The sequence below is a fragment of the Humisphaera borealis genome, from assembly GCF_015169395.1.
GTDB classification, from domain to species: Bacteria; Planctomycetota; Phycisphaerae; order Tepidisphaerales; family Tepidisphaeraceae; genus Humisphaera; species Humisphaera borealis.
Map to the genome: position 1 here is coordinate 1,434,768 of NZ_CP063458.1, position 12,144 is coordinate 1,446,911.

Consider the following 12,144-nt stretch of genomic DNA (forward strand, 5'->3'; position numbering starts at 1 on the left):
CAAGTCAGGGCGCCGCCGGTCACGACGGCTTTGAGTCGGTCTGTCGATCACCGTCATCAACGGCGATCCCTTCGGCAATCAGCCAGATCCTGGTCTGTGTCGAATCGGAGCAGATCAGGAAAACCTCCTGCACCGTCCCCGTCCCGGTATACAGGCACTTCAGCCCCGCCTCCGTCGGATACTGCACCTTGAAGTTCGGCGGCGTTTTGCCTCGGCGGACCTTGATCCGGCCGGGGACAATCCGGCTCACGTGCGGGCACTCCTTCACGATCCGATCGAGGATCTCGTCGAGACCGCCGACCCGGCCGTGCTGGCGTTTGATGCGTCCGAACTTCATCTCGACCTGATCATAACCGTTTCGGCTTCGCCGTGCGGGTTGAGGCGTTGCCGGATGTACCGGCACGGCACTACCATGCGAACCTCCATAGCCCGCAACGATCGATGTGGTCGAGCGAAACAAAGCCTGTGCTTACACCAGAGGAGCATCTCATGGACAACCAACCCCTTAAAATCGGCGAACCCGCCCCCGATTTCGAACTGATGGACGAGAACAAGAACAAGATCAGCCTGTCGAGCCTGCGCGGCAAGAAGGTGGTCCTCCTGTTCTACCCGATGGATTTCTCGCCCACCTGCACGACCGAGCACTGCGCCTTCGGCCCCGCCCTGCCACAACTGGCCGGCGACGGCGGTACGGTCGTTTACGGCGTCAGCATCGACAGCCCCTTCTGCCACGCCGAGTACAAAGCCAAATACAACATTCCCTACAGCCTGCTGGCCGACCCGACCCGCAAGATGGTCAAGGCGTACGGCATGTTTGCCGGCGAAGAGCCGTACAACTGCGGCAAGCGCGGCACCGTGATCATCAACAGCACAGGCCTGGTGGCCGCCTGGCAGGAACAACCGATGCGCGAACCCCGCGAGGTCGAGAAGCTCAAGCAGTTGATCGCCTCGGCAGAGTGAGACTTTCCGTGTGGCACGGGCAAGCGAGTACGCTTGCCCGTGTCACACGAAGCCCATGCCGCGAACGGCACCCATCACAGGCAGCGGGAGGTCTCATGTCTCGAATGATCGCAATACTGGCACTTCTGCTGTCGGCGACGGTCGCCACCGCGCAGGACGCCAAGCCGAAATGGGCCAAGCTGAAGCCGAAGACGCCCGACGGCTTCAAGATGATCGAAGCTGTCGTGGCGACCTACCCCGAAGATGTCGTGAAGCTGACGGTGTACGTGCCCGACAAGCCCGGCAAGTATCCCTGCATCCTCGATATTCACGGCGGAGGTTGGGCGAATCGGCAGGTCGAATCCGACAAGCCGATGATGGAGCGCCTCGCCCAGCGCGGCTATGTGACGGCGATCATTGCGTATCGACTGTCAACGACGTCGAAGTTCCCCGCCGCCCTGCACGACTGCAAAAGTGCAGTTCGTACCCTGCGTGCCCGCGCCGCCGAATGGAAAATCGACCCCGACCGCATCGGCGTGATGGGTGGCTCTGCCGGCGGCCATTTGTCCGGACTGCTGGCGATGACCGGCGGCAAGCCCGACTTCGAAGGCGACGGGCCCCACAAGGACCAGTCCAGCGCTGTCAAGGCCTGCATCGTCATGGCGGCGACCCAGGACCTTCACGCGGCGAACGAATTGAAATCCGCCGAGAACGCTGTCGCGTTCTTTGGCGCTACTTGTGCCGATAAGCCCGACCTCTACCGGGCCGCCTCGCCGATTCATCACGTTCGCGTTGGCGTCCCTCCGGTCGTTTTCATCGAAGGCGAGAAAGACACGCTCAAAGTCGGCCGGGCGGAAATGATGGAAAAACTGAAGGCTCTGCACATCCCAACGGCGGTCCACACGCTGAAGGATGCGCCGCACCCGTTCTGGATGAGCGACCCGTGGTGCGCCCAGACCGTAGACATCGCCGACGCGTTCTTTAAGGAACACCTCCGCAAGCCCACAATTGAACGCTGAGGTCAACCGGCCAGCACGAGTGGTGCGGCGACCAGGCTGATGACCGCGGCGATGAAGGTGCCCACCATGACGCCGCGCCAACCGTATGCGCCGTACATCCAACCGGCGAGGCCGAAGTTGAGGATCAGGATCGCCACCCACGTCCCGCAGATGCCGCCGACGTCCCACCGCCATCGCATTGATGCGACTTTCATTGCGCCGACCATCGCGAAGTAGAGCACCATCGCGCCGATGGCGTGACCGAAATCCATCATCGCGGTGTCCTGCAAGGGCGGTGGTGGTCGGCTGGAATAGTTGAGGAACGGCACGGCCGGCACCAATGGCGACGCGGACGGCTCGGCATCGGACGTAGATGCAACGGCGGGTGCGGGTGGATCAGGTTCGTCGTGGGACTCTGGCAAAACGGCTCCGAATCGCTGTCATCAGTACGAGACCTCGGCCACCCATATCTCCGAGCGGCCCTTGGTCTGACCGTGATAGTAGAACATCAGCCCGCGGTCTTTCTCGGTCGGCACGATCCATGTGTAGCCGTAGTCGGTGTTCTTGTCGTCGGGGATGCTGGGGAACTCCAGTACGACGCGCTCCCGCTTGAACTCCAGCGACTTGGGATCGCCGCGCCAAAGCCAGACGCGGCCGGGCTGAGGCCGCTCTGCGGTCAGGATGACCAGTTCGCCGTCTTTCGATGGGTTCATCATCGCGAACGGATGGGCGAGCGTTCCCTTCTTTTCAACGCCGATCTGCGATTCGTCGGTCTTCCACGTTTTGGCCATGTCGTCGGAGACCGCGATGTACTGTCGGGCGGCACTGATCGTTCGGCTGCGGATGAAAATGAGCAGCCGATTCCCGCCGCCCGGGGCGGCCTTGGGGGCATGAACGAGGACTGGTTCCCCGCCGTCGACGTCATTAACAGTGGTGGGTTCGCCCCATGTCTTGCCGCTGTCAACGGATGTCGCGACCCAGATCCCTTGCTCGTGCGGTGTGCTCCCCTTGCGGTAGTGGCCGGTCGCCATCAGTCCAGCGCCCGGGACGCGGACGATAGACGTGACCGAGCCGGTTTTGTTGGGTCCAAGGGTGGGCGTTTCGACTGGCTGCCAGGTTCGGCCCTGGTCGGCCGATCGCCAGCCGAAGATGTGGTTGGCTTTGTTTCCCGTGTGGGCCATCGCCAGCAGGACGATCGCGCCGTCGTCGGCGACGGCCAGGCCGAGGTTGCCGCTGTTGGCGAAGTCTTTGCCGGGGCCGAACTCCCGCAGGATGTTCGGCGATGAGAACGTCTTGCCCCCATCGGAGGAATAGCTGACGGCGGGCGATCCGCCGCCGCCGTGATACGCCCCCGCGAGATAGGCGACCACGATCGATCCGTCGGCGGCGCGAACGGCTTTCGGCCAGGCGAGATGGGCGAACTTGGCGTCCTTGGGCGCGGGGACGGCAATGCGAACGGGGCCGCCGTCGGTTTGTTTGGCGGCCCATTCCGGAAGCGGCTCGGCCGCGCGAGAGACACCCGATAGGGAAATGACTGCGAACAGGACGATCGATGCAGCCCCGCCCGATGCAACTCGAAGGTTCATGTCGTTGTTACACGCCACGGGTCGAACGGTTGCCATACCGCTGGCGAGCGACATGACGGCTCAGTGGGGCACACGATGGCGCTGTGCCCTTACCCGCCAAGGCGTGCAACAAACGCGGCATGCTCTGGCGTCGCGACGCCGCGGTCGACCGCCGCGAAGATTGCCGGCAGATCTCCCCGAAGCATCGCCTTGGCAGAAGGGCCTAGGATAGTGCCTTCACCTGCTGTGCTGCCGCAGACGGACGGCGGACGTCCCACACGAGCCGGGCGCGCTCCATGAACCGGATGACGAGGTACGACAGATCGATCTCATACTTCTTCAAGCCGTGCTGAGCGCTGGTCGGGAAGGCGTGGTGGTTGTTGTGCCATCCTTCGCCCAGTGCCAACGCGGCGACGATAGGGTTGTTGCGGCTCATGTCGCCGGACTTGAACGTGCGATAGCCGAAAAGGTGGCAAATTGAGTTCACGCTCCAGGTGGCGTGGTGCATGACGACGACACGCACAATCGCACCCCAGAACATGGTGACAAGCCCGCCGGTAAACGTGCCTTTGACGTACAAGCCGACGGCGAACGGAATGAGAATCCCGAGCAGAATCCAGAAGCCGTACAGGCGGTCGACGAAACGGACCAGCGGCGACGCGACGAGGTCGTTGACGGAGCGGGCGACGTCCGGCGCATCTCGATGCAGGAGCCAGCCCGTGTGGGCGTGCCAGAGCCCGCGGAGCACGCCGAGCGGGCCACTCCCGTGCAGGTTAGGCGAATGCGGGTCGCCGTGGTCGTCGGAGTTCTGATGGTGTCTTCGGTGCGTCGCGGCCCAGCGGACCGGCGGGCCCTGTGCGGCCATGCAGCCGAGGATGTAGAAGATCGCCTCAACCCAGCGATGCGTGGTGAATGCGCGGTGGGTGAGCAGGCGGTGATAGCCGATGGTCACGCCAAACCCGACCGCCAGGTAACAGACGGCCATCACGAGCATGTCGATCCAGGCGATGCCGCCGGCGAAAGCAAAACCGACGGCAACAGCCAATCCGATGTAGGGAAGAAGAACAGTCACCCACATGGTGACGGCAATCACCAGAGATGGTCTGTCGAGGTGCTCGTTCGCTTCGGCATCCGTCTGTTGACCGGTCTTTTGCCTCGGAATCCAACGGCCTGCGGTTGTCCACAAATCCACTCAACATCCTTGCGCTAAGGTGACACCCCGAACAGGCGAGCCGGATCAACGGCGCGGTCCCTTTGTTCAGTTGGACGCGAGAATACTCGCAGCACTTGCCGCAAAAAAGAAGCGGCGCGCCCCAGTGCTACGAATTGATGAAGGCTGATGTTCGGCGTTCACGGCGGAACCGTTCAGCCCTGCTTTCCGGTGGGGCAGGCATTCTTGCCTGCCGCGAGCCCGCGATGCCGGCATTCCTGCCGGCCTGAGCGGGATCGCAGCCGGACGCCGACACACACTGCTTCGCATGACCTCAACCGGGCAAGAATGCCCGGCACTCGGTCATGCGAGGCAGGCAGGAATGCCTGCCCCACCTTGCGAAACGACCCTGAACGTTCACGTCGCAATTCGCGGTGACGCAGCCGTGATGAACGCCAAGACTCAGAGACGCCAAGGTCGCGATCCAAGGCAGTGCAACTCTTGGCTTCTCAGCGCCGTCGCGTTCAATCCTGAAACGAGAGGGAGCTTTCATCATCTTGGTATTGGAGCCAGCGTCCTTGTGATGAACTCCGTCTCTTTTCTCTGCCGGATATCGAACTGTTCTTCATTTGCGCTCGAAGGCCCCCAGGTCCGGCGCGGCCCCCTTGAATGGAAAGCCGTTCGCTACTCCCTTATCGATCAGTTGGCTGTCATCCGAGGGCCGCATGAAATCGACCAGCGGCAGGCTTCCGTCGGCGTTTCGCGGCAGGACGAGTTGCTCCTCATTAAGACCGGAAAAATCCTTGTCCGTCAGGACCAGTTTTAGATCGAACGAGTTGTTCGCCGAGTCGGATTTCGCGGCGTCGAACTTGGTCAACTCTCTGCGGCCTTTGTAGCCGACGTTGTTGCGCAGCTTCTGGCCGTAACCGTCCACGTCGGTTCGATTGTCGGCCAGGCGACAGAGCATGTTGAAGTTGGCGCCGTTGCGATAGGCGGAATTGTTGAACCAGTCGCCGCCGCCGGGCTGGTGGTTGGCATAAAAGCCGCTGGCCTTGTTGCCGACGGCGAGACAGAAGCGGACGGTGTGGCGCGGGATCGGCTTGGGCAGTCGGTCGGCGGGAAGGGTGGCGAACCCGCCGGCCTTGAAGCCGTTGCCGTCGGCGAGGCTCTTCCTCTCGCTCGAGTAGCCGTTGTACATCGCCCAGCAGTTCTCGAACGTGACCGCTTCGTGGGCGCTGATGCAGTCGTAGCCGTCGTCGCTGTTGAACCAGGCACGGCAGCCTCGGAAGACGTTGCCGGTGCTCCCCTTGGTCGGATGGCAGCCGAAGCCGTCGACATTGCCACCTTTGCCGTCTTCGCTGGTGTAGTCCCAGTTGCGGTAGGCGTCGCAGTTGAGGAAGAGGTTGTTCGAGCCGCGTACGCTGTAGATGCCGATCGCCTGCCCGTCGTGGATCGAGAGGCGTTCGTAGATGTTGTTGCTGCCATCGTTGGCGAAGCCGATCGATTGTGAGTGCGTCTTCAGGGTCGCCTGAACGCCGACGACTTCCAGCCCCTTGAGATGGATCCAGGACGCCGGGACGTAGAAGGCGTCGATCCGCATACCTTGGGGCTTGACCGCCGAGTAGTCGAAGACCGGCTTCTCGTCCTTGTAAGCGGCGTACGTAATCGGCTTGCCCGGTAGGCCGCTCTTGTCGAGATGGGTGACGTACGCCCAGATCTTCTCTTTGCGGGCGATCTGCTGTTCGGTCATCGCATAGGTGCCGCCACGAATGTGGACGGTATCACCGGGAGCGACGGCTTTCTGCGATTGCTGGATGGTGGCGAAGGGTTTGTCGAGGGTCCCGGGGTTGTCATCGTGCCCGTCGGGGGCGACGAAGAACTCGGCGGCGGAGGCCGACGAGGCGAGCAGGAGTAGAACCCCAATACAGAAACGCATTTGATTTCGCTCGGTTCGTCTCTGTTACCTCACAGCCCCGTCTCATTCACCACAATCCCGTGCGCCTTGAGCGTGTTGATTTTCACCAGCTTCTGCACGCCCTTGGCTGCTTCTTCGTCCTTCAGGGTGTCGCTGTGACAGGCTGCTTTCTTGCCCTTGTGGGCGAGGCGCATGATCTCTTCGGCGCTCAGGTTGCCGCGGGCTTTGAGGATATCCGCTCCGCCTTCGGTGACGCCGGGGCTGGCGATCGCCTTTTTGGCGGGCTGGCTCTGCTCGTCCTTGCCGCTGAAGAACTCGGTGATTTCCTTGCTGATGCGGACGCTGCACCAGTCGTGGCCGCACATGGCGCAGAAGTCGGTGTCGACTTCCAAATCTTCGTCGTGGTAGGCGCGGGCCAGTTCGGGGTCGAAACTGAGGTCGAAGTGTTTCTGCCAGTTGAGCGCGGCGCGGGCCTTGGTCAGCTCGTCGTCGCGGTCACGCGTGCCGGGGATGCCCAGGGCGACGTCGGCGGCATGGGCGGCGATCTTGTAGGCCACGCAGCCCTGCTTCACGTCGTCCTTTTTCGGCAGGCCGAGGTGTTCCTTCGGCGTCACGTAACAAAGCATGCTCGCGCCGTGGTAGCCGGCGGCGGTGGCGCCGATGCAGCTCGTGATGTGGTCGTAGCCGGGGAAGATGTCGGTCACCAGCGGTCCGAGGACGTAGAACGGCGCGCCATGGCAGAGCCGCCGTTGGAGCTTCATGTTGAACTCGATCTGGTCGAACGGCACGTGGCCCGGCCCTTCGACCATCACCTGCACGCCCTTGCGCCAGGCCCGCTCGGTCAGTTCGCCGATGGTGGCCAGTTCGCCGAGCTGGGCGGCGTCGGTCGCGTCGGCCAGACCGCCGGGGCGAAGGCCGTCGCCGATGCTGAACGTGACATCGTGCTCGCGCATGACGTCGCAGATCTGCTCCCACATCGTGTACATCAGGTTCTGCTTGTGGTGGGTGATCATCCACTTGGCAAGCAAGCTGCCGCCACGGCTGACGATGCCGATGAGGCGCTTGCGCACGAGCGGAAGGTGCTCGCGCAGCACGCCGGCGTGAATCGTGAAGTAGTCGACGCCCTGCCGGGCCTGGTGCTCGAGGGTCTCCAGGACGATCTGTTCGTTGAGGTCTTCGATCTTGCGGCCGATGATCATCGAGTAGATCGGAACCGTGCCGATGGGTACGGTGCTGTTCTCGATGATCGCCGCTCGGCAGGCGTCTAGATCGCCGCCGGTGGACAAGTCCATCACCGTATCGGCTCCCCACTTCTCGGCCCATTTCAGCTTCTCGACTTCTTCGTCGGTGCCGGACGAGATCGGTGACGCGCCCATGTTGGCGTTGATCTTCGTCAGCGACGCCCGGCCGATCGCCATGGGGTCGAGGTTGTGCTTCAGGTGGTTGCGGTTGGCCGGGATGACCATGCGGCCGGCGGCGACTTCCCGGCGGATCTGTTCCGGGGTCAGGTGGGGTTCACGCAATGCCACTCGCTTCATCTCCGGCGTCACAACACCGACGCGGGCGAACTCAAGCTGGGTGATGGGCTCGAACCCCGCCGGCGGCTCGGCGGATTCTTCACCGGTGCGGGTCCAACCCTCCGGCAGGAAATCCCACGCCGTCTTATCGCTCGGCTGTGGCATGCCCGGCGTATCGGGGCTGGCGTAGGTCAGCGGCTTTCCGATTGCACCGCGCTGCGCGAACGAACCCGGCGTCGTTCCCTGCTTTTCCGTCGAGGGGTTGTCACCGAGCGGCGGCAGGGTCCACGAACGGTCAACGACAGGGGCGGATTCGGTGGCTTGCGACATGTACTGCTCCTTCAGAGTGTGCTTCATTCCGTCGAATCACGGCTACTTGTGGCGTGGGCATATACGCATGCCCGTAGTCGTCGAAGTCGACGCTTAAGGGCAAAGCCTGTTTGCCCATGCCAACCAGCACCCGTGATCTGGGGTGAACTGGACCGCTGTGCAACTATTGGGGAGAGGAGCAGACCAGGCGATTCCGCGAAAGAAATCACCGCGAAGGCGGACGACAAGCCGGTTTCGCTTCCCTACGCCGGTCGTTAGCCGGATCAGGTTCCAAGGGTCTGCTCTCAGGTACCTTTTGCAACGCTACTTGCGTCGCAGGGGCACCACCCCTAGCGATCGAATGAAAGTGTAGGCCGGTGCACAGCCGCACGCAACCAAGCGTTGGTGTTTCCGTCGGTTGCGTCGAATTGGGGTGGGCGAATTGACGGCAGACGCGCCCGAACTTGCGGCGATTGAGCCGGCCTCTACAATCCGCCGCCTTAGCGCAATGCTTACGGATTCTTAACGAAACGACCGGGACCGCAATGTTCAATCTTCTGCCCAGGGACACTGTCTTTTTTGACCTTTTTGAGGGAATGGCGCTGCTGGCGATCAAATCGGCCGAGCACTTGCTGGAGTTTGCCAAGTCCTATCCTGCCTACGAGATCGCGCTCCAGAAGATCCGCGACGAAGAGCACGCCGCCGACCAGTTGGCCCACAAGGCCCTCGACCGGCTCGATACCACGTTCATTACCCCATTCGACCGTGAAGACATCCATGCCCTGATCGGCAATCTCGACGACATCATCGATGACGTCGACGCCCTGGCCAAGCGGTTCCCTCTGTTCCACATCCACGCGATGGACCCGCAGTTCCTCAAGCAGGCGCATGTGCTGGTCGAGGCGACCAACGTTCTGTCGGTCGCCGTTCACAAGCTGCGCAAATCGCGAAAGCTGTCGGACCTGTCTGCCTCGCTGATCGAACTCCACCATCAGGAGAGTATCGCCGACGACAACCACCATGCGGCACTGAGCCGGCTCTTTGATGGCTCTACCGCACCGTTGGAAGTGATCAAGTGGAAAGAGCTGTTTGATCTCGTCGAAGACGCGATCGACAACTGCGAAGACGCCGGGAACACACTGGAGCGGATCCTTCTCAAGAACGGCTGAGGACCGCAGATCGATCGCGCCGCCCTGCACCATGATTCACAAGATGTCTTGCGGCCGGGCCGATCGATTGCTCTGACCTGCCGCACAGCGCCCCTGACGCCCTCTGAAATCTGCCATGACTGTTTCCCTAATCGCAGCCTCTGCCACGCAACCGACGCCGGCGTTCATCGGTTTGATCATCTTTATCATTTTCGTTGCGCTGATCTTCGACTTTCTAAACGGCTTCCACGACGCGGCAAACTCGATTGCAACGATCGTTTCCACGCGCGTCCTTTCGCCGACGCAAGCCGTCGCGTGGGCGGCGTTCTTCAATTTCATCGCGGCGTTTCTTTTCGGTACGACCGTCGCCGGAACGATCGGCAGTGGACTGATTCATAGCGCCCCTCAATTTCTGGATGTGTACGTCGTACTTGCCGGACTGACGGGGGCCATCGTCTGGAACATCATTACCTGGTGGCTGGCGCTGCCGACAAGCTCATCGCATGCGCTGGTCAGTGCTGCTGCCGGAGCGGCAATCGCCAAGGGCGGTTTCGGGGCGATTGTCATCGGCTCCAAGTGGGGGCTGCTCCTGCTGTTTATCGTCTTGTCTCCGCTCATTGGCATGCTGTTGGGCGGATTCCTGATGATCGTGCTGGCCTGGACCTTCCGCCGCGCCCACCCCCATAAGGTCGATACCGCCTTCCGCAGGCTTCAGCTGGTTTCGGCTGCGATCTACAGCCTGGGTCATGGCGGCAACGACGCCCAGAAGACGATGGGCATCATCATTCTGCTGCTGTCGGCCGCGGGTCTGTCCAACTGGGGCGCGCCCGACCCGCACAACTTCGTAGAGAACGGTTTTGCATGGCTGCGGTCGCTCGCCGGCGAAACCGGATGGGCCCACAGCTTGTTGAACCTGGTCCACCACCAGCATTCGGTGGCGTGGTGGGTGATCCTGTCGTGCCACGCCGCGATCGCGCTGGGCACGATGTTTGGCGGATGGCGCATCGTCAAGACGATGGGCTCGGGCATTACCAAGCTTCAGCCCATCGGCGGCTTCTGTGCCGAAACTGCCGCCGCCACCACGATCATCCTCGCGACGCGCATGGGCATCCCCATCAGTACCACACACGCCATCACCGGCTCGATCCTCGGTGTCGGGACCACCAAGGGCGTGCGGTCGGTTCGCTGGATCTGGGGCCAGCGCATCATCCTGGCCTGGGTTCTGACGATCCCCTGCTCGGCATTCATTGCAGCCGTCACGTACTTCGTCATCCATCTGACTTTAGAGGCGTGGTTCAGGTAGGTGACCGCGCGGCGGGGTACGCCTGTATCGCGACGATCCTAAAACAGGGTGTCCCGCTCCACAGGATCGATCAGTCGCCTGTCGTTGTTCTTCACCGACCCCACCCGGCTCGATACCGGGTACGCCTCCATGTCATCCGCCGGATAGGGCTCGAGCAGTCCGGTGAACTCTTCCGCCGACCGCTCCTCGGGCGTCAGCCATTTCTTGTACGCCGACGGCGGCAGGATCACGGGCATGCGGTCGTGGATGTCGGCCATCAGCGCGTTCGGGCGTGTGGTGATGACTGTTCCAGACGGCAACTCCGAGCCGTCGCTGGAACTCCACATCTCCCACAGCCCGGCGAACGCAAACAGGTTTCCAGACTTGAGGCGGATATACATTGGCGTCTTGGTCTTGTCCGGGTTCTTCCGCCATTCGTAGAACCCGTCGGCCAGAATGAGACAGCGCCTTCGCGAAAGCGGGCGACGGTAGGTCGCCTTCTCGGCGACGGTTTCGGCGCGGGCGTTGATCATCTTGCTGCCGATCGAGACGTCCTTCGCCCACGACGGCACCAGTCCCCAGTACAGATGCGTCACCTCGTTCGGATGCTCGTTGGTAATCGCCAGGATCGGCTGCGTCGGGGCGATGTTAAATCGCGGGGCAAGCTCCGGCGGCAACGCCGTGATGCCGGGAAACTGCCTGAGGATCTGTTCGAGCTTGGAGAGCGTATAGCGGCCGCACATGTTCGCCGATAGCTTAGCCATCCCGTAACCAGAAGGCTTGGCCCGTCCGCCACTGGGTGCAGGTTTGCGACCGCTTTATCTTCCATAGCGTCCGATTGGAGGTCTTGTGTTTCCAGTAACCCATGGCATCGCAAGGATGCTCATCTTAACACTCGTACTGACCTATCTCGCACCCGGCGTAACGCTTGCAGAAGCGCCCAAGACGCCGGCGGAATTGGTTCAGGGCCGATGGGTACGGTACCAGATGACCCCCAGCGGCCGGGTCAAGCTCGTCAAGGAGCACACCGAGAACAAGACGGTGGTTACGGCCTACGACAAGAATGAAACCCTGATCTACGCCCACGCGTCAGACTTCAAGGTGGAGCAATCGGGCAAGGTTTCGGTTTTCACCTTCACCAATCGTCGGATCATGGCAGGTCCGAACGCCGGCCAGAAGCTGGACGGGGAAGTGTCATTCGTTTGTCGCGTTACCGAAAAGCAATTCGTAGAGGTCTACGGCCTATTGGAAAACGACAAGGAAGCCCCCTACCTGATCGTCTGGGAGCGCATACAGTACGATCCGCTTCCTCGATGACCGC

12 protein-coding genes and 1 riboswitch are annotated in these 12,144 nt (G+C 62.0%); of the genes, 5 read left to right on the plus strand and 7 right to left on the minus strand.

Translation table 11 applies throughout. The features are described from left to right. Window positions 1–19 precede the first annotated feature (19 nt). The gene (locus IPV69_RS05290) at window positions 20–337 is read right to left on the minus strand and encodes a DUF2103 domain-containing protein (RefSeq protein ID WP_206293873.1); all 318 of its coding nucleotides are present in this window, start codon (window positions 335–337) and stop codon (window positions 20–22) included. 152 nt (window positions 338–489) lie between these two features. Between IPV69_RS05290 and IPV69_RS05295 the strand changes: the two genes are divergently transcribed. Further along, window positions 490–960, plus strand: a complete 471-nt coding sequence (locus tag IPV69_RS05295) for a redoxin domain-containing protein (RefSeq protein WP_206293874.1) — start codon at window positions 490–492, stop codon at window positions 958–960. Window positions 961–1,055: 95 nt separating this feature from the next. After that, window positions 1,056–1,958 (plus strand): alpha/beta hydrolase, encoded by a 903-nt coding sequence (locus IPV69_RS05300; protein WP_206293875.1) that lies wholly within the window; start codon window positions 1,056–1,058, stop codon window positions 1,956–1,958. Between the two features lie 2 nt (window positions 1,959–1,960). On the opposite strand, the gene IPV69_RS05305 is transcribed toward IPV69_RS05300, so the two are convergent. From IPV69_RS05305 to thiC, 5 genes are all read right to left on the minus strand, one after another. Continuing rightward, complete coding sequence (locus IPV69_RS05305; protein WP_206293876.1) at window positions 1,961–2,359, minus strand: hypothetical protein; 399 nt, start codon at window positions 2,357–2,359, stop codon at window positions 1,961–1,963. Window positions 2,360–2,380: 21 nt separating this feature from the next. Next, the gene (locus IPV69_RS05310; protein WP_206293877.1) at window positions 2,381–3,577 is read right to left on the minus strand and encodes a sialidase family protein; all 1,197 of its coding nucleotides are present in this window, start codon (window positions 3,575–3,577) and stop codon (window positions 2,381–2,383) included. A gap of 148 nt (window positions 3,578–3,725) precedes the next feature. Continuing rightward, the gene (locus IPV69_RS05315; RefSeq protein ID WP_206293878.1) at window positions 3,726–4,595 is read right to left on the minus strand and encodes an acyl-CoA desaturase; all 870 of its coding nucleotides are present in this window, start codon (window positions 4,593–4,595) and stop codon (window positions 3,726–3,728) included. A 682-nt stretch (window positions 4,596–5,277) separates the two neighbouring features. Further along, window positions 5,278–6,588 (minus strand): right-handed parallel beta-helix repeat-containing protein, encoded by a 1,311-nt coding sequence (locus tag IPV69_RS05320; RefSeq protein WP_206293879.1) that lies wholly within the window; start codon window positions 6,586–6,588, stop codon window positions 5,278–5,280. Between the two features lie 29 nt (window positions 6,589–6,617). Beyond that, entirely contained in the window at window positions 6,618–8,414 is a 1,797-nt protein-coding gene (gene thiC / locus IPV69_RS05325; RefSeq protein ID WP_206293880.1) for a phosphomethylpyrimidine synthase, read from the minus strand. A 222-nt stretch (window positions 8,415–8,636) separates the two neighbouring features. Then, a riboswitch (TPP riboswitch) is annotated at window positions 8,637–8,755 on the minus strand. A 183-nt stretch (window positions 8,756–8,938) separates the two neighbouring features. On the opposite strand from thiC, the gene IPV69_RS05330 reads away from it, so the two are divergent. Together IPV69_RS05330 and IPV69_RS05335 are read left to right on the plus strand one after the other, a co-directional pair. Next, the gene (locus IPV69_RS05330; RefSeq protein WP_206293881.1) at window positions 8,939–9,562 is read left to right on the plus strand and encodes a DUF47 domain-containing protein; all 624 of its coding nucleotides are present in this window, start codon (window positions 8,939–8,941) and stop codon (window positions 9,560–9,562) included. 115 nt (window positions 9,563–9,677) lie between these two features. Beyond that, window positions 9,678–10,844, plus strand: a complete 1,167-nt coding sequence (locus IPV69_RS05335; protein ID WP_206293882.1) for an inorganic phosphate transporter — start codon at window positions 9,678–9,680, stop codon at window positions 10,842–10,844. Between the two features lie 38 nt (window positions 10,845–10,882). Here IPV69_RS05335 and IPV69_RS05340 read toward each other — a convergent pair whose 3' ends face one another. After that, window positions 10,883–11,566 carry an SOS response-associated peptidase gene (locus IPV69_RS05340; protein ID WP_390884397.1) on the minus strand — a complete coding sequence of 228 codons (684 nt, stop codon included), beginning with the start codon at window positions 11,564–11,566 and terminating at the stop codon, window positions 10,883–10,885. A 136-nt stretch (window positions 11,567–11,702) separates the two neighbouring features. Between IPV69_RS05340 and IPV69_RS05345 the strand changes: the two genes are divergently transcribed. Continuing rightward, window positions 11,703–12,140: a hypothetical protein gene (locus IPV69_RS05345; RefSeq protein WP_206293884.1), complete on the plus strand. Its 438-nt coding sequence runs from the start codon at window positions 11,703–11,705 to the stop codon at window positions 12,138–12,140. Window positions 12,141–12,144: the final 4 nt, after the last annotated feature.

Coding starts and splice junctions, on each gene's coding strand:
- IPV69_RS05340 (WP_390884397.1), bottom strand. CDS start 11,566: ATGTGCGGCCGCTATACGCTCTCCAAGCTCGAACAGATCCTCAGGCAG.
- IPV69_RS05290 (WP_206293873.1), bottom strand. CDS start 337: ATGAAGTTCGGACGCATCAAACGCCAGCACGGCCGGGTCGGCGGTCTC.
- IPV69_RS05335 (WP_206293882.1), top strand. CDS start 9,678: ATGACTGTTTCCCTAATCGCAGCCTCTGCCACGCAACCGACGCCGGCG.
- IPV69_RS05330 (WP_206293881.1), top strand. CDS start 8,939: ATGTTCAATCTTCTGCCCAGGGACACTGTCTTTTTTGACCTTTTTGAG.
- IPV69_RS05295 (WP_206293874.1), top strand. CDS start 490: ATGGACAACCAACCCCTTAAAATCGGCGAACCCGCCCCCGATTTCGAA.
- IPV69_RS05300 (WP_206293875.1), top strand. CDS start 1,056: ATGTCTCGAATGATCGCAATACTGGCACTTCTGCTGTCGGCGACGGTC.
- thiC (WP_206293880.1), bottom strand. CDS start 8,414: ATGTCGCAAGCCACCGAATCCGCCCCTGTCGTTGACCGTTCGTGGACC.
- IPV69_RS05345 (WP_206293884.1), top strand. CDS start 11,703: ATGCTCATCTTAACACTCGTACTGACCTATCTCGCACCCGGCGTAACG.
- IPV69_RS05320 (WP_206293879.1), bottom strand. CDS start 6,588: ATGCGTTTCTGTATTGGGGTTCTACTCCTGCTCGCCTCGTCGGCCTCC.
- IPV69_RS05310 (WP_206293877.1), bottom strand. CDS start 3,577: ATGTCGCTCGCCAGCGGTATGGCAACCGTTCGACCCGTGGCGTGTAAC.